The sequence below is a fragment of the Providencia sp. PROV080 genome, assembly GCF_033688105.1.
Taxonomy (GTDB): Bacteria; Pseudomonadota; Gammaproteobacteria; order Enterobacterales; family Enterobacteriaceae; genus Providencia; species Providencia zhejiangensis.
In genome coordinates this window covers 3,784,898-3,800,676 of the sequence record NZ_CP096346.1, presented here as the reverse complement: position 1 = coordinate 3,800,676, position 15,779 = coordinate 3,784,898, and the positions used below count along the sequence as shown (strand labels likewise).

Here is a 15,779-nt window from a genome sequence, read left to right as displayed (position 1 = left end):
CATCATAATTTAGCGGCTAACCTGTGCATGGAATAAAAAAGTCGGTTTTTTTGTGATCTAACTGCATTATTGGCTTGTGTTCTGACGCTTTTTTGCGTAGAATTCGCGCCCTATTGTGAATATTTTATAGCGTACTCTGGAATTAAATTATTTAGCGAGTACGCGGAAAGCGGAGTTAATATGTACGCGGTTTTCCAAAGTGGTGGTAAACAACACCGAGTTAGCGAAGGTCAAACTGTCCGCCTAGAAAAGCTGGACATCGCAACAGGTGAAACTGTTGAATTTGATCACGTTCTGATGGTTGCTAATGGCGACGATATCAAAATTGGCGCTCCTGTCGTTGAAGGCGTAAAAGTGAAAGCGGAAGTGGTTGCACACGGTCGTGGCGATAAAGTTAAGATCGTCAAATTCCGTCGTCGTAAACACAGCCGTAAACAACAGGGTCACCGTCAGTGGTTCACTGATGTTAAGATCACTGGCATCGCTTAAGATTTAGGAGAGCAGATTAATGGCACACAAAAAGGCTGGCGGCTCGACTCGTAACGGTCGCGATTCAGAAGCAAAACGTCTGGGTGTAAAACGTTTCGGTGGCGAAGCTGTATTAGCAGGTAGCATCATCGTTCGTCAACGTGGTACTAAGTTCCACGCAGGTAACAACGTAGGTTGTGGCCGTGACCACACTCTGTACGCTTTAGCGGACGGAAAAGTTAAATTTGAAGTTAAAGGTCCTCAAAATCGTAAATTTATCAGCATCGAAGCTGAATAAGTTTTCTGACTTTTAATTCGAATTAAAGCCCTGCAAAAACTTTTTGCGGGGCTTTTTATATTCAAAATACGCCATCTCTGGGTAACGCGGCCATCCAGCACTATAATGGCTATCATACGGAGAAAGAATTATGAAATTTGTAGATGAAGCCAAGATTTTGGTTGTGGCGGGAGATGGCGGCAATGGTTGTGTCAGCTTCCGTCGTGAAAAATATATTCCAAAAGGTGGACCTGACGGCGGTGACGGCGGTGACGGCGGTGACGTTTACCTGCAAGCAGATGAGAACCTCAATACACTCATCGATTATCGCTTTGAAAAATCTTTCCGCGCTGAGCGTGGGCAAAATGGACAAAGCCGTGACTGTACCGGTAAGCGTGGTCAAGATATCACGATTAAAGTCCCTGTAGGAACGCGTATACGCGATCTTGGTACCGGTGAGGTACTGGGTGATATGACGCGCCATGAACAGCGTCAAATGGTTGCTAAAGGCGGTTTTCATGGCCTAGGTAACACCCGTTTTAAATCTTCAGTTAACCGTGCACCACGTCAACGCACGATGGGTACTCCAGGTGAAACGCGTGAACTGATGTTAGAATTAATGCTCTTGGCAGATGTCGGTATGTTAGGGATGCCGAATGCAGGTAAGTCTACCTTTATTCGCTCTGTATCAGCTGCAAAGCCAAAAGTTGCAGATTATCCATTCACCACCTTAGTGCCAAGTCTCGGTGTCGTACGGATGGATAACGAAAAAAGCTTTGTGGTTGCAGATATTCCTGGATTGATCGAGGGGGCAGCTGAAGGCGCAGGTCTAGGGATCCGTTTCCTTAAGCACCTAGAGCGTTGTCGCGTTTTATTGCATTTAATCGACATTTGCCCAATTGATGAATCTGATCCAGTAGAAAATGCGAAGATCATTATTAGCGAACTCGAAAAATACAGTGAAAAACTCGCTGAAAAACCACGCTGGTTGGTCTTTAACAAAGTCGACATTCTTGGCCCTGAAGAGTCTGCTCAGCGTGCGGCTGAAATTGCCAAAGCCATGGGCTGGGAAGACAAATACTACATGATCTCTGCGGTGAATCATGAAGGCGTAAAAGCCCTGTGCTGGGATATCATGGAGTTTATGGAAACTCAACCACGTGATATGGCCGTCACTGAAGATGAAAAACAACCTGAAAAAGTTGAATTTATGTGGGATGACTACCACAAAGAGCAACTAGAGGGTGCCGAAGATCTGGATGATTGGGATGACGATTGGGATGAAGATGATGACGAAGGTGTCGAAATCATCTATCAAAAATAAGTCAATCGACTGATATGAAAAAGGCGCGGATGCTTATTACCGCGCCTTTTTATTTGTCTTGATCATGTTAGGTGATCAATTTTTTTGGAAAAGATCTTTATAGAGTCTGCTTTCAAAACGCACCAAAGGAACACGTCGACTACGTTGTTGATTCTGTGGTACTGCATAGGCAGAAATAAATTGTACAAAGGCGACTCGTTGACCACTGGCAGTAGTTATAAAGCCAGCAAGGTTATAGACTCCTTGTAACGCACCTGTTTTTGCTGAAACTTTGCCATTGACGCCCGCTTCATCTAACCCACCACGATAGCGTAACGTGCCATCGTGTCCTGCAAGAGGCAGCATCGAAATAAAATCAAGTTGCTGATCATTTTTGGCAATAAACTGTAAAATTTCCATCATAGTTGCAGGCGTAATTAGGTTATGGCGTGATAAGCCTGAGCCATCGACCATTACGGTGTTTCCTAAATCAATGCCTGCCTTCTGCTTTAAAATCTGTCTAACCGCATCGGAGCCGGAGCGCCATGTTCCGGGGACACCATAATAGTCACGCCCGATAGTACGAAATACGGTATCAGCAATCATGTTGTCAGATTTTTTCAGCATGACTTTGAGCAGATCATGCAGTGGCTGTGATTCCGTTTTGACTAAAACCTGTGATGGCGCCGTTGGTAGCGTACGTTTTTTCACATGACCGGTTAATTCAATGTCTGCATTTTGTAGTTCATTTTTAACAATAGCGCCAGAATAGCTAGCCCCATTTTGTACAGCAAACGCGAGTGGTAGAGGTTCACTGCGTTGAGCTAGGCACCCTGTTAAGGTATAACGATTTAATTCGCCCGGCACGACGTCAAGTTCACAATAGCGACCTTCAGGAGCGCCTGGGGCTAATGTTTTGACTTCACTAAACATATTAACGGGGTAGAAACTCGCAGCCTTGATATAGGCCATATCACCCGCTTTCTGGGCGGGGTAAAGTGAGACCGAAAAACAGTTTCTATCGATAATAGCCGCAGCAGGGGGCGCACTGAAGCATTGTGTCATATCGTTCCACACCCAGCCTGGCGCTTTATCATGGCTGGTAAATGCCGAAATATCGACAATGAGATCCCCCTCTATTTTGTGGATCCCCAACTGCCTTAATGCATTCACCATATTGCGAATCTGCTGGCGAGTGAGCGTTGGATCGCCACTAAAGCGGATAACAAGATCGCCCGTTAATGTATTACCACTTAATTTGGCGTCCGTTTCAAAGTTGGTCACAAAACGGTAATCAGGGCCAAGCTGTAAAAGTGCAGCGAGTGCAGTAACGACTTTTTGAGTACTAGCAGGCAGTGCCATTTGCTGTGCGTTGTAATCAATAATAGGCGTATCGCTACCGACTTTTTGCGCAACCAGAGCGAGGTTAGTACCATCGGGTAAATATTGTTTATAATCATCAATCGGAATAGCAACTGCTTGTCCTGTCGCCAAAACAAGTCCTAAAGTGATGATCCATTTTCTGGTGAGTGTTAATAACGGCATAAATTTCACGCATTAGGGTAGACATACTGTACATACTAAAGTGTAATGCCTGAAAAAGTAAACGATGACCCGCTATTAACTCTACGTTAGAATGGCAAGCATTGTGATAAGATAAGTGTGTGAATGGTTACTAAAGAGTCATTCACGGCCTGTGTATTGTTCGAACGCCCCCTTCTTTCTTACGGGGGGTAGTGTGCTGTTGTTACAAAAATCAGGAAGATACTTATTTTTAGATAGGATTGAAACAGAGGTATTTATCAATGAAACAGATTCCAATGACGGTATTGGGTGCAGATAAATTACGAGAAGAGCTCGATCATCTTAAATCTGTCCGCCGCCCGGAAATTATTGCAGCAATTGCCGAAGCTCGTGAACACGGTGACTTGAAAGAAAACGCAGAATATCATGCTGCGCGCGAACAACAGGGTTTCTGTGAAGGTCGAATTCAAGAAATCGAATCAAAACTTTCCCATGCTCAGGTGATTGATGTCACTAAAATGGCAAATAATGGTCGTGTGATCTTTGGTGCAACAGTAACTGTTCTGAATGTTGATACAGATGAAGAACTGACTTACCGTATTGTGGGTGATGATGAAGCAGATATTAAAATTAATCTAATCTCTGTCAATTCACCGATTGCACGCGGGTTGATAGGTAAAGAACTCGATGATGTGGTTGTGATTAAAACCCCAGGCGGTGATGTTGAGTTCGAAATTCTTAAAGTTGAGTATATCTGATTCCTATTTCACTGAATTGGTTATATTATTTTACTGTATTAGCGAAAAAGGCCGCTAGCGGCCTTTTTCTTCATATAAAAGCTGCCTTCAATGGCATTTTTATATAAATTAAGGGTGATTATTTAGGTAAAATAATTTTGCGCTCAGCCGATGGACGGTAGAGAACAAGTATCTTGCCTATAATTTGTACATTAGCAGCACCCGTTTCGCGAACGATTGCCGCCGCGATCAAATTTTTAGTTTCGCGATCTTCGCCTGCGATTTTGACTTTGATAAGCTCATGATGAGCTAATGAAAGTTCAATCTCTGCTAATACGCCTTCAGTTAATCCATTGTTGCCAATCATAACAACTGGGTTTAAGTGATGAGCAAGGCTTTTCAGGTGCTGGATTTGTTTTTTGTTAAGATTCATCGATTTTTTACTTCGTTAGTATTGAAAATGGCTTATTCTACCGCCATCTGATATCTATCACCATCAATTAATCTCTGTCGGATGGTAAAGAAGTAACAATGAATACCCAAAATAATTCGTGTTACATGTCTGTGAAGTGATGAATAGTCATGTAGTTTGAAAAATAGTGGGGATAGATGTGTTCTATTAGTATAGTTGGAAAATGCAATGGCCAATAAAAAACGTTCGGCAAGCTCAAGTCGCTGGTTGCAAGAACATTTTAGTGATAAATATGTTCAGCAAGCACAAAAGAAAGGGCTTCGCTCACGTGCATGGTTTAAACTGGATGAAATCCAGCAAGGTGATAAAATTTTTAAACCAGGCATGACCGTTGTTGATTTGGGGGCAGCACCCGGAGGTTGGTCACAGTATGTTGTCAGCCAAATAGGCAATAATGGCCGGGTGATTGCTTGTGATATTTTACCTATGGACCCGATTGTCGGCGTTGATTTCCTTCAAGGGGATTTTCGTGAAGAAGCAGTGTTGGCAGCATTGTTAGAGCGGGTTGGTGATAAAAAAGTCCAGGTAGTCATGTCTGACATGGCTCCCAATATGAGTGGGACTCCCGCGGTCGATATACCTCGATCGATGTATCTGGTTGAGTTAGCATTGGATATGTGCCGTGCTGTGCTGGCACCTGGGGGAAGTTTTATTGTTAAAGTGTTTCAGGGAGAAGGCTTTGACGAGTACCTCAGGGATATCCGCTCCCTATTTACGAAGGTAAAAGTTCGTAAACCCGAATCTTCGCGGGCACGATCGCGTGAAGTATACATTGTAGCGACAGGGCTAAAACTGTAGTACCCTGAACGTTATTTGTTAACACAGTTGTAATATGAGGTTAATCCCTTGAGTGACATGGCGAAAAACCTGATTCTCTGGTTAGTCATCGCAGTTGTTCTGATGTCCTTGTTCCAGAGTTTTGGCCCAAGCGATTCGAATAATCGCAGAGTTGATTATTCTACGTTTATCAATGAGTTAGCCCAGGATCAGGTACGTGAAGTTCGTATCACAGGTCGTGAATTAAACGTCAGAAAAGCTGATAATAGCCGCTATACAACTTATCTTCCTATGCAGGACGAGAAGCTGTTAGACACGCTACTAAATAAGCACGTAACTGTCGTTGGTGAGCCACCAGAAGAACCTAGCTTTCTGCAAACTATCTTTATTTCCTGGTTCCCAATGCTTCTGCTAATCGGTGTCTGGATCTTCTTTATGCGCCAAATGCAAGGTGGTGGCGGTAAGGGAGCGATGTCATTCGGTAAAAGCAAAGCTAGAATGCTGACGGAAGATCAAATCAAAACAACTTTTGCGGATGTTGCAGGTTGTGATGAAGCAAAAGAAGAAGTCGGTGAAATCGTTGATTTCCTCCGTGAACCTGCTCGTTTCCAAAAGCTGGGTGGTAAAATTCCTAAAGGCGTTTTGATGGTAGGTCCTCCAGGTACGGGTAAGACGTTGCTTGCTAAAGCCATTGCTGGTGAAGCAAAAGTCCCCTTCTTTACCATCTCAGGCTCTGATTTCGTTGAAATGTTTGTGGGTGTTGGTGCATCTCGTGTTCGTGATATGTTTGAACAAGCGAAAAAAGCCGCACCTTGTATTATTTTCATCGATGAAATCGATGCTGTAGGTCGTCAACGTGGTGCCGGTTTAGGTGGTGGTCACGATGAGCGTGAACAGACATTGAACCAAATGTTGGTTGAAATGGATGGTTTCGAAGGCAATGAAGGAATTATCGTTATTGCTGCGACCAACCGTGCTGATGTTCTTGACCCTGCATTATTGCGTCCAGGCCGTTTCGACCGTCAGGTTGTTGTTGGACTACCGGATGTTCGTGGTCGTGAACAAATTTTAAAAGTTCATATTCGTCGTGTTCCTATCGACCCAAGTGTTGATACCTTTATCTTAGCTCGTGCGACACCGGGTTTCTCGGGTGCTGAGTTAGCAAACTTAGTTAACGAAGCCGCTTTATTCGCCGCTCGTGCAAATAAACGTGTTGTTTCGATGGTTGAGTTTGAAAAAGCGCGTGACAAAATTTGGATGGGTGCTGAGCGTCGTTCTCTGATGATGACGGAAGAACAAAAAGAATCAACCGCCTATCATGAAGGTGGGCATATGATTGTTGGTCACTTAATGCCTGAACATGACCCTGTTCATAAGGTGACTATTGTTCCTCGTGGACAAGCGCTCGGTGTGGCCTTCTTCTTACCTGAAGGGGATGAAGTCAGCCGTAGCCGCCTAAAACTGGAAGGGATGATTGCAACGGCATATGCGGGTCGTATCGCAGAAGAGTTGATTTATGGTCGTGAAAAAGTCACAACCGGTGCGTCATCTGATATTCAGTTTGCGACAAACTTAGCACGTAACATGGTCACACAATGGGGCTTCTCAGATCGTTTAGGTCCAATGCAGTATTCTAAAGAGGAAGGTCCAGCGTTCTTAGGTCGTTCTTCTGGTAATGGTTCTGGCATTTCTGATGAAACCGCTCGCATTGTCGATGAAGAAATTAAAATTATCTTAGACCACTGTTATCAGTTGGCTTATAAAACGTTAACAGACAATATTGATATTTTGCATGCAACTAAAGATGCATTGTTGAAATATGAAACTATCGATATGCCTCAGATTGATGATCTGATGAATCGACGTCCAGTGCGTGAGCCAGCAGGTTGGGATGAAGATAAAAAGGTAAGTAACGTAACGGGTTCCTTTGGTACTGGTGCAAGCGCATCAAAGCCTGAAATCAATACGGAAAAACCTCAACAATCTGAAGAACCAAAAGACAGTGAAGGTGGATCGCATTCACCAGATAATACAAACGATAACAAACCTCAGTAAGCTATCGTGAAGTCTATATAGAAAAACCCCAGGTCTCTGGGGTTTTTTACGTTAAGGTGAGATAACGAATGAAAATCAGAGCGAAAGGTTGTGAACTTGATTTGTCGGCTCCCAAGGTGATGGGGATTTTGAATGTTACTCCTGACTCATTTTCAGACGGTGGCACTCATAATCGTTATCATGATGCACTCGAGCATGCCGCTAAAATGGTTAATGAAGGAGCATCGATTATCGATATCGGCGGTGAATCGACCCGTCCCGGTGCTGCCGATGTTTCGATTAACGAAGAACTCGATAGAGTCATTCCTATTGTTGAAGCAATCGCAAAACGATTTGATGTCTGGATTTCTGTTGATACCTCAAAAGCAGAAGTCATGTCAGAGGCGGCAAAAGCAGGTATGCACTTAATCAATGATATCCGCTCATTACATGAAGAGGGTAGCCTCGAGGTTGCGGCTCAAAGTGGTTTACCTGTGTGTATTATGCATATGCAAGGTCAACCACGAACCATGCAGGACGCGCCTAATTATGAAAATGTGGTAAGAGAAGTTAAAGAATATTTTAATACTGAAATTGAGCGCTGTGTCGCGGCAGGAATTGATAGGCAACAGATAATACTCGATCCAGGTTTTGGTTTTGGCAAAAATTTGCAGCATAATTACCAGCTATTGGCAAATTTGGATCAGTTTCATGATTTCGGACTACCGCTATTGGCAGGCATGTCTCGTAAATCTATGATTGGAAACTTATTGAATGTTCCACCACAAGAACGGCTTGTGGGAAGTGTTGCTTGCGCGACAATTGCCGCAATGAAAGGTGCACAAATTATTCGTGTGCATGATGTCAAAGAAACCGTTCAAGCAATGCAGATCGTTCAGATGACTCTGTCAGAAAAGGAAAAGTTAGCGTATGAGTAACCGTAAATTTTTTGGTACCGATGGTATTCGTGGCAAAGTGGGTGATAGCCCAATCACGCCTGATTTTGTCTTAAAATTAGGTTGGGCAGCAGGAAAAGTCCTTGCGCGCCATGGTTCACGGAAAATTATTATTGGTAAAGATACGCGTATCTCTGGTTATATGTTGGAGTCATCTTTAGAGGCTGGCTTGGCGGCGGCAGGATTATCTGCTTCATTCACAGGTCCAATGCCAACCCCTGCGGTTGCTTACCTTACTCGAACTTTCCGTGCTGAAGCAGGTATCGTTATCTCCGCTTCTCATAACCCATATGATGACAATGGCATTAAATTCTTCTCTATTGATGGTACAAAATTACCTGATGAAGTCGAAGAAGCGATAGAAGCAGAAATGGAAAAGCCGATCACTTGTGTCGAGTCAGCTGAATTAGGTCGTGCAAATCGTATCGTTGATGCGGCAGGGCGTTACATTGAATTTTGTAAGGGCACCTTCCCAAGTGAGCAAAGTCTATCTAGCTTAAAAGTGGTTATTGATTGCGCGAATGGTGCCACTTATCACATTGCACCGAATGTTTTTCGTGAATTAGGCGCGGAAGTGATCGCAATTGGCTGCGAGCCTAATGGCATTAACATTAATGAAAAATGCGGTGCTACCGACGTACGCATGCTGCAAGAGCGTGTTTTAGCAGAAAAAGCGGATGTTGGCTTGGCGTTTGATGGTGATGGTGACCGTTTAATTATGGTTGACCATGAAGGTAACAAAGTCGATGGTGACCAAATCCTGTATATCATCGCACGGGAAGCCTTACGTCAAGGCCAGCTAAAAGGTGGCGTTGTTGGCACACTAATGAGTAATATGGGGTTAGAGATTGCGCTGAAACAGCTCGGTATTCCGTTTGAACGTGCAAAAGTAGGTGACCGTTATGTCCTTGAGAAGCTTCAAGAAAAAGGCTGGCGTATGGGAGCTGAAAACTCAGGTCATATTATCTTATTAGATAAGACGACAACAGGAGATGGCATTGTTGCTGGTTTGCAAGTATTGAGTGCGATGGTACGTAACCAAATGAGCCTGCATGATCTCTGTAGTGGAATGAAATTACTTCCTCAAGTCTTGGTCAACGTGCGTTTTTCTGGTTCCCATGATCCACTGCAAAGTGAAGCGGTATTGGCGGCGAATGAGCAAGTGGAGAAGGAATTGGCTGGTAAAGGCCGTGTGTTACTGAGAAAATCAGGAACTGAACCACTGATTCGTGTTATGGTGGAAGGCGAAAATGAAGCTGAAGTTTTAGCCATGGCAAATCGTATTGCTGACGCTGTCAAAGCTGAAGGTTAATCACATTCAGCATATATGCTGTTTAAAAATAAGGGACTCGCTGAAAGCATGACAAAGTGGCAAGCCGTTTGACTTATTTGCTGTTTTTTTCCGCAAATAAACCGCGGAAATAAAATTTGGCTTGCTTGTCTGCTCAGCTTTGGTTAGTATTCGCACCTGCTCAATCCTGTAAAGGTCTTCCTGAAAGGTAAAATGAGTAGGTGTGCAGTACTTTAGGTCATAGTGGTAACACTATGTGCCGCAACTGAATAGGTAACTCGAATGTACATAGCTCTTTTAATTGTTTTCTTGTTGGTAGCTATCGGCCTTATTGGTCTGATCATGTTGCAACAAGGTAAAGGTGCTGACATGGGTGCGTCATTCGGTGCGGGTGCATCTGCAACACTGTTTGGTTCATCGGGTTCTGGTAACTTCATGACTCGTATGACTGGAATCTTGGCTGCTGCGTTTTTCATTATCAGTTTGATTCTTGGCAACATGACTGCCAACAAATATGGAACTGGTAGTAAGTGGGAAAACATCAGTGAACCGGCAAAAGTCGAGCAACCAACAGACGTTCCGGCAGCACCAGCTACACCAACGAGTGATATTCCTCGTTAAGTGTTAAAGATTCCGGATGAAGGCCTTTAGCCATCATCAAAATAAAGAATTTGAGGTTATTGTTTATTAATAAATGAATAACCTCGCCTCAGTGCCGAGGTGGTGAAATTGGTATACACGCTACCTTGAGGTGGTAGTGCCTACAAAACGGGCGTACGGGTTCAAGTCCCGTCCTCGGCACCATTATTTAGATAACTTGTGCTATACGAGTTATTTGTGTAGAATATGTCACGTTTTCGAACGCGGGATGGAGCAGCTTGGTAGCTCGTCGGGCTCATAACCCGAAGGTCGTCGGTTCAAATCCGGCTCCCGCAACCAATTCTTAGTCAGCATATCTTGTCAGATGTATTTATCGGAATTTCTCATCGATTTATCTAGATTTTAAAGATATACTAAGAACATGGTAGAACCCGTTGGCACTACAGGGTCCAGTTTCATAAAGCCCCGAAATTTCGGGGTTTTTTGTTATTTGACAATCGAATTAACTGGGCTTTTATAGCCCTTTTTTTATGTCTGGGGGTGGGCTTGTCCACATTAGAACAAAAATTGACAGAGATGATTTCAGCACCGGTGGAAGCACTTGGCTTTGAATTTGTAGGCTTAGAGTTTGTCCGTGCGCGTACATCGACATTGCGTGTTTTCATCGATAGTGAAGAAGGCATCACTGTTGATGATTGTGCTGATGTCAGCCATCAGGTGAGTGCAGTGTTGGATGTCGAAGATCCAATCTCTGTGGTCTATAACCTAGAAATATCGTCACCAGGGCTAGAGCGCCCGCTATTCACTGTCGCCCATTATGAGCGTTTTGTCGGTGAAGAGGTGGCACTGACTTTACGCATAGCGATGCAGAACCGCCGTAGATGGCAAGGCATTATTAAAGCCGTCGAAGGTGAAATGATAACGGTTACTGTGGATGGTAAGGATGAAGTGTTCGCCCTTGGCAACATCCAGAAAGCTAACTTGGTACCCCACTTTTAATTAAGTTCAATGAGGCAACTAGGATGAACAAAGAAATTCTGGCTGTTGTAGAAGCGGTTTCTAACGAAAAATCCCTCCCTCGTGAAAAAATATTCGAGGCTCTGGAAACAGCACTAGCGACAGCAACCAAAAAGAAATATGAACAAGAAATCGACGTTCGTGTAGCGATTGATCGTAAATCTGGTGATTTTGACACTTTTCGTCGTTGGTTAATTGTTGAAGATGTTACTATGCCAACGCGTGAAATTACGCTGGAAGCTGCACAATTTGAAAACCCAGAATTTCAACTGGGCGAATACGTTGAAGATCAGATTGAATCTGTTGCGTTTGACCGTATTACAACACAAACAGCAAAACAAGTTATCGTTCAGAAAGTTCGTGAAGCTGAACGTGCAATGGTCGTTGACCAGTTCCGTGAGCAGCAAGGCGAAATCATCACTGCTCAAGTTAAAAAAGTTAATCGTGAAAATATTACGTTAGATCTTGGCAATAATGCTGAAGCCGTTATCTTACGTGAAGATATGTTACCGCGTGAAAACTTCCGTCCAGGTGACCGAATTCGTGGTGTGCTGTATGATGTCCGTCCTGAAGCACGCGGTGCGCAACTTTTTGTGACCCGTTCTCGCCCTGAAATGCTGATTGAACTATTCCGCATTGAAGTGCCAGAAATCGGTGAAGAAATTATTGAAATCAAAGCTGCTGCTCGTGATCCCGGTTCTCGTGCCAAGATTGCAGTTAAAACTAACGATAAGCGTATTGATCCAGTCGGTGCTTGTGTTGGTATGCGTGGTGCGCGAGTTCAAGCGGTTTCTAGTGAGTTAGGCGGCGAGCGAATTGATATTGTGTTATGGGATGATAACCCAGCTCAATTCGTGATTAATGCAATGGCTCCGGCTGATGTGGCATCTATTGTGGTCGATGAAGACAAATGTACAATGGATGTTGCCGTAGAAAGCAGTAATTTGGCTCAAGCGATCGGCCGTAATGGTCAAAACGTTCGTTTGGCGGCACAATTACTGAAAAAACACCGTGGTGATGACAAATGGGAACTGAATGTCATGACCGCAGAAGAGCTGAATGCAAAACATCAGGCAGAAGCACACGCTTCTATTGACACATTCACCAAGCATCTTGATATTGATGAAGAGTTCGCCACTGCACTTGTTGAAGAAGGCTTCTCGACGTTAGAAGAACTGGCCTACGTGCCTATCAAAGAGCTTCTGGAAATTGACGGTTTAGATGAAGAAACTGTTGAAGTTCTACGTGAAAGAGCGAAAGCGGCCCTTACCACAATTGAATTGGCTCAAAAAGAGAGCCTAGGTGATAATCAGCCAGCAGAAGATTTATTAAATCTGGAAGGTATGGATAATACTTTGGCCTATAATTTGGCTACTCGCGGTATCTGTACACTGGAAGATCTTGCTGAGCAGGGCATCGACGACCTTATTGATATTGAAGGTCTGGATGGTGAGAAAGCAGGTGCACTCATCATGGCCGCACGTAATATTTGCTGGTTCGGTAACGATGCGTAAACACTGTAGCAGGAAGGAACGGCATGACAGAAACTGTAAAATCATTGGCAGCAGAAATTCAAACCACAGTTGAACGCCTGATACAGCAATTTGCTGAAGCAGGGATCAAAAAAGGTGAGAATGACTCTGTTAGTCAGTCAGAAAAAGAGACATTGCTGGGCCATTTGAATCGTGAACAAGGCGGTTCTGCGGGTCAGCCAAGTAAGTTAACACTACAACGTAAAACGCGTAGTACGTTGAGTGTTCCAGTCACCGGTGGTAAGAGCAAATCGGTAAATGTAGAAGTCCGCAAAAAACGCACTTATGTGAACCGCGACGCTGAGCAAGCGCAAGCGGAAGAGCAGGCGAAGCGTGAAGCGGAAGAGCAAGCACGGCGCGAAGCTGAAGAACTGGCCAAACGCGAAGCAGAAGCAAAACGTATTGCAGAAGAAAATGCGAAACGTGAAGCAGAAGCAAAGCGCGAGGCCGAAGAGAAAGCAAAACGTGAAGCAGCTGAAAAAGCTACGCGCGAAGTAGCGGAAAGAGAAAAAGTGAAACCAAGCGAAAATCATCAAAAAGCTGGCAAAGCCGGTGAAAACAACTCTGAAAAACAGCGCCGTGAAGCTGAAGCTGCGGCTCTGAAACGTAAAGTTGAAGAAGAAACCCAGCGTAAAGTTGAAGCTGAAGCGAGACGTGTAGCTGAAGAAGCCCGCAAAATGGCAGAAGAAAATAACGATAAGTGGAATAATGATTCCAAAGTCGACGATGATAGTGATTATCACACGACAACTTCTCGTCATGCTCGTGCCGCGGAAGATGAAAACGACGAGAAAGAAGAAGGCCGTCGTTCTCGTAACCGTAGCGCTAAAGCGCCTCGCCAGAAGAAAGGGAATAAACTTTCTGAGAAGGCTGATCGCGAAGAAGAACGCGCTGTGGGTCGCTCTAATCGTGTCAAAGGTAAACAACGTAAAGGTAGCTCACTGCAACAAAGCTTTAATAAGCCAGCCGCAGCAGTTAACCGTGATGTTGTTATCGGCGAAACGATCACTGTCGGTGAACTGGCGAATAAAATGGCCGTTAAAGGCTCACAAGTGATTAAAACAATGATGAAGATGGGCGCGATGGCGACTATCAACCAAGTCATTGACCAAGAAACTGCACAACTGGTTGCAGAAGAAATGGGACACAAAGTTATCCTTCGTCGTGAAAACGAGCTAGAAGAAGCGGTAATGAACGATCGTGATACAGGTTCAGCGGGTGAAGAACCTCGTGCACCTGTCGTCACTATCATGGGTCACGTTGACCATGGTAAAACGTCGCTACTTGACTATATTCGTTCGACCAAAGTTGCTTCTGGTGAAGCGGGTGGTATCACCCAGCACATTGGTGCTTACCATGTGCAGACAGACAAAGGTATGATTACCTTCTTAGACACCCCAGGTCACGCCGCGTTTACGTCAATGCGTGCTCGTGGTGCACAGGCAACGGATATCGTTGTTCTGGTTGTTGCAGCAGATGATGGCGTGATGCCACAAACGATTGAAGCCATCCAACACGCGAAAGCGGCGGGTGTGCCAATTGTTGTTGCTGTGAACAAAATTGATAAACCAGAAGCTGACCCAGATCGCGTTAGAAATGAGCTGTCACAATACGGCGTTATTTCTGAAGATTGGGGTGGTGATACACAATTTATCAGTGTATCAGCGAAAAAAGGAACGGGTATTGATGACCTGCTCGATGCTATCTTGCTGCAAGCTGAAGTATTAGAACTGAAAGCGGTTTATGCAGGTATGGCAAGCGGTGTGGTTGTTGAGTCTTATCTTGATAAAGGACGTGGTCCAGTTGCGACTATCCTTGTTCAAGAAGGGACGCTTAACAAAGGCGATATCGTTCTGTGTGGCTTTGAATACGGCCGTATTCGTGCAATGCGTAACGAATTAGGTAAAGAGGTACAATCTGCGGGTCCATCCATGCCTGTTGAAATCCTCGGCCTATCAAATGTACCGTCAGCCGGTGATGAAGCAACGGTTGTTCGTGACGAGAAAAAAGCACGTGAAGTTGCATTGTATCGCCAAGGTAAATTCCGTGATGTGAAACTGGCTCGCCAGCAGAAATCTAAACTGGAAAACATGTTTGCTAACATGGAAGACGGTAAAGTGTCTGAATTGAACATTGTTCTGAAAACCGATGTTCAAGGTACTTGTGAAGCCATTACTGACTCACTGATGAAACTGTCTACTGATGAAGTGAAAATTAAAATCATCGGTTCTGGCGTGGGTGGTATCACGGAAACTGACGCGACATTGGCAGCTGCGTCAAATGCGATTATTCTTGGCTTTAACGTTCGTGCGGATGCATCTGCTCGTCGTGTTATCGAGAGTGAAAGCGTTGACTTACGTTACTATTCCGTCATCTATAGCTTGATTGATGAGATCAAACAAGCGATGAGCGGTATGCTGGCGCCTGAATACAAACAGCAAATCATGGGGCTTGCCGAAGTCCGTGATGTATTTAAGTCACCAAAATTTGGTGCAATCGCAGGTTGTATGGTGACAGAAGGTACTATCAAGCGTAATAACCCAATCCGCGTCCTACGTGATAACGTTGTTATTTACGAAGGTGAGCTGGAGTCATTACGTCGCTTTAAAGATGACGTCAACGAAGTACGTAACGGTATGGAATGTGGTATCGGTGTTAAGAACTACAATGACGTCCGTGTTGGCGATATGATTGAAGTCTTTGAAGTGATTGAAGTTAAGCGTTCTATTGACGGTTAATTTCTTTGATATACTGTAATTACAGATTAATATTTATTCTAAATCATTTAGGA

The 15,779-nt window shown here is 44.2% G+C and carries 14 protein-coding genes and 2 tRNA genes; 14 read left to right on the top strand and 2 right to left on the bottom strand.

The window, feature by feature from the left end; translation table 11 throughout:
* The first annotated feature begins 180 nt into the window (after positions 1 to 180).
* From rplU to cgtA, 3 genes are all read left to right on the top strand, one after another.
* Positions 181 to 489, top strand: a complete 309-nt coding sequence (gene rplU / locus M1F03_RS17100; RefSeq protein ID WP_004915752.1) for a 50S ribosomal protein L21 — start codon at positions 181 to 183, stop codon at positions 487 to 489.
* 19 nt (positions 490 to 508) lie between these two features.
* On the top strand, positions 509 to 766 hold the full coding sequence (gene rpmA, locus M1F03_RS17095) for a 50S ribosomal protein L27 (protein WP_004915755.1): 258 nt from the start codon (positions 509 to 511) through the stop codon (positions 764 to 766).
* Positions 767 to 896: 130 nt separating this feature from the next.
* Entirely contained in the window at positions 897 to 2,069 is a 1,173-nt protein-coding gene (gene cgtA, locus M1F03_RS17090; RefSeq protein WP_196713711.1) for an Obg family GTPase CgtA, read from the top strand.
* Positions 2,070 to 2,144: 75 nt separating this feature from the next.
* Here the strand turns inward: cgtA and dacB are convergent, their stop codons facing one another.
* Complete coding sequence (gene dacB / locus M1F03_RS17085) at positions 2,145 to 3,593, bottom strand: serine-type D-Ala-D-Ala carboxypeptidase (RefSeq protein WP_154622857.1); 1,449 nt, start codon at positions 3,591 to 3,593, stop codon at positions 2,145 to 2,147.
* Between the two features lie 260 nt (positions 3,594 to 3,853).
* Here dacB and greA point away from each other — a divergent pair, with 260 nt between their 5' ends.
* The gene (gene greA / locus M1F03_RS17080) at positions 3,854 to 4,330 is read left to right on the top strand and encodes a transcription elongation factor GreA (RefSeq protein ID WP_154622856.1); all 477 of its coding nucleotides are present in this window, start codon (positions 3,854 to 3,856) and stop codon (positions 4,328 to 4,330) included.
* 118 nt (positions 4,331 to 4,448) lie between these two features.
* On the opposite strand, the gene yhbY is transcribed toward greA, so the two are convergent.
* On the bottom strand, positions 4,449 to 4,742 hold the full coding sequence (gene yhbY / locus M1F03_RS17075; protein ID WP_154622855.1) for a ribosome assembly RNA-binding protein YhbY: 294 nt from the start codon (positions 4,740 to 4,742) through the stop codon (positions 4,449 to 4,451).
* Between the two features lie 207 nt (positions 4,743 to 4,949).
* On the opposite strand from yhbY, the gene rlmE reads away from it, so the two are divergent.
* The 10 genes from rlmE (at position 4,950) to infB (ending at position 15,726) form a co-directional block, all read left to right on the top strand.
* A complete protein-coding gene (gene rlmE, locus M1F03_RS17070; RefSeq protein WP_154622854.1) occupies positions 4,950 to 5,579 on the top strand; it encodes a 23S rRNA (uridine(2552)-2'-O)-methyltransferase RlmE in 630 nt (209 codons plus the stop codon).
* A 57-nt stretch (positions 5,580 to 5,636) separates the two neighbouring features.
* Positions 5,637 to 7,613 carry an ATP-dependent zinc metalloprotease FtsH gene (gene ftsH / locus M1F03_RS17065; RefSeq protein WP_154622853.1) on the top strand — a complete coding sequence of 659 codons (1,977 nt, stop codon included), beginning with the start codon at positions 5,637 to 5,639 and terminating at the stop codon, positions 7,611 to 7,613.
* Between the two features lie 68 nt (positions 7,614 to 7,681).
* A complete protein-coding gene (gene folP, locus M1F03_RS17060; protein WP_154622852.1) occupies positions 7,682 to 8,530 on the top strand; it encodes a dihydropteroate synthase in 849 nt (282 codons plus the stop codon).
* A complete protein-coding gene (gene glmM / locus M1F03_RS17055; RefSeq protein ID WP_154622851.1) occupies positions 8,523 to 9,860 on the top strand; it encodes a phosphoglucosamine mutase in 1,338 nt (445 codons plus the stop codon). Before folP ends, glmM begins: the two co-directional genes overlap by 8 nt.
* 261 nt (positions 9,861 to 10,121) lie before the next feature.
* Positions 10,122 to 10,460, top strand: a complete 339-nt coding sequence (secG, locus tag M1F03_RS17050; protein ID WP_154622850.1) for a preprotein translocase subunit SecG — start codon at positions 10,122 to 10,124, stop codon at positions 10,458 to 10,460.
* A 93-nt stretch (positions 10,461 to 10,553) separates the two neighbouring features.
* Positions 10,554 to 10,643 (top strand) — tRNA-Leu (locus M1F03_RS17045).
* A 58-nt stretch (positions 10,644 to 10,701) separates the two neighbouring features.
* Positions 10,702 to 10,778: transfer RNA gene (locus tag M1F03_RS17040), tRNA-Met, on the top strand.
* A 207-nt stretch (positions 10,779 to 10,985) separates the two neighbouring features.
* Positions 10,986 to 11,438, top strand: coding sequence for a ribosome maturation factor RimP (rimP, locus tag M1F03_RS17035; RefSeq protein WP_014657325.1), 453 nt, complete (start codon positions 10,986 to 10,988; stop codon positions 11,436 to 11,438).
* Between the two features lie 23 nt (positions 11,439 to 11,461).
* Entirely contained in the window at positions 11,462 to 12,970 is a 1,509-nt protein-coding gene (gene nusA, locus M1F03_RS17030) for a transcription termination factor NusA (RefSeq protein ID WP_154622849.1), read from the top strand.
* A gap of 23 nt (positions 12,971 to 12,993) precedes the next feature.
* On the top strand, positions 12,994 to 15,726 hold the full coding sequence (gene infB / locus M1F03_RS17025; protein ID WP_154622848.1) for a translation initiation factor IF-2: 2,733 nt from the start codon (positions 12,994 to 12,996) through the stop codon (positions 15,724 to 15,726).
* The last annotated feature ends 53 nt before the right edge of the window (positions 15,727 to 15,779 follow it).

Bases quoted from the DNA above. Each gene is read 5' to 3' on its own strand.
- rplU (WP_004915752.1), top strand. From the start codon at position 181: ATGTACGCGGTTTTCCAAAGTGGTGGTAAACAACACCGAGTTAGCGAA.
- rpmA (WP_004915755.1), top strand. From the start codon at position 509: ATGGCACACAAAAAGGCTGGCGGCTCGACTCGTAACGGTCGCGATTCA.
- cgtA (WP_196713711.1), top strand. From the start codon at position 897: ATGAAATTTGTAGATGAAGCCAAGATTTTGGTTGTGGCGGGAGATGGC.
- dacB (WP_154622857.1), bottom strand. From the start codon at position 3,593: ATGCCGTTATTAACACTCACCAGAAAATGGATCATCACTTTAGGACTT.
- greA (WP_154622856.1), top strand. From the start codon at position 3,854: ATGAAACAGATTCCAATGACGGTATTGGGTGCAGATAAATTACGAGAA.
- yhbY (WP_154622855.1), bottom strand. From the start codon at position 4,742: ATGAATCTTAACAAAAAACAAATCCAGCACCTGAAAAGCCTTGCTCAT.
- rlmE (WP_154622854.1), top strand. From the start codon at position 4,950: ATGGCCAATAAAAAACGTTCGGCAAGCTCAAGTCGCTGGTTGCAAGAA.
- ftsH (WP_154622853.1), top strand. From the start codon at position 5,637: ATGGCGAAAAACCTGATTCTCTGGTTAGTCATCGCAGTTGTTCTGATG.
- folP (WP_154622852.1), top strand. From the start codon at position 7,682: ATGAAAATCAGAGCGAAAGGTTGTGAACTTGATTTGTCGGCTCCCAAG.
- glmM (WP_154622851.1), top strand. From the start codon at position 8,523: ATGAGTAACCGTAAATTTTTTGGTACCGATGGTATTCGTGGCAAAGTG.
- secG (WP_154622850.1), top strand. From the start codon at position 10,122: ATGTACATAGCTCTTTTAATTGTTTTCTTGTTGGTAGCTATCGGCCTT.
- nusA (WP_154622849.1), top strand. From the start codon at position 11,462: ATGAACAAAGAAATTCTGGCTGTTGTAGAAGCGGTTTCTAACGAAAAA.
- infB (WP_154622848.1), top strand. From the start codon at position 12,994: ATGACAGAAACTGTAAAATCATTGGCAGCAGAAATTCAAACCACAGTT.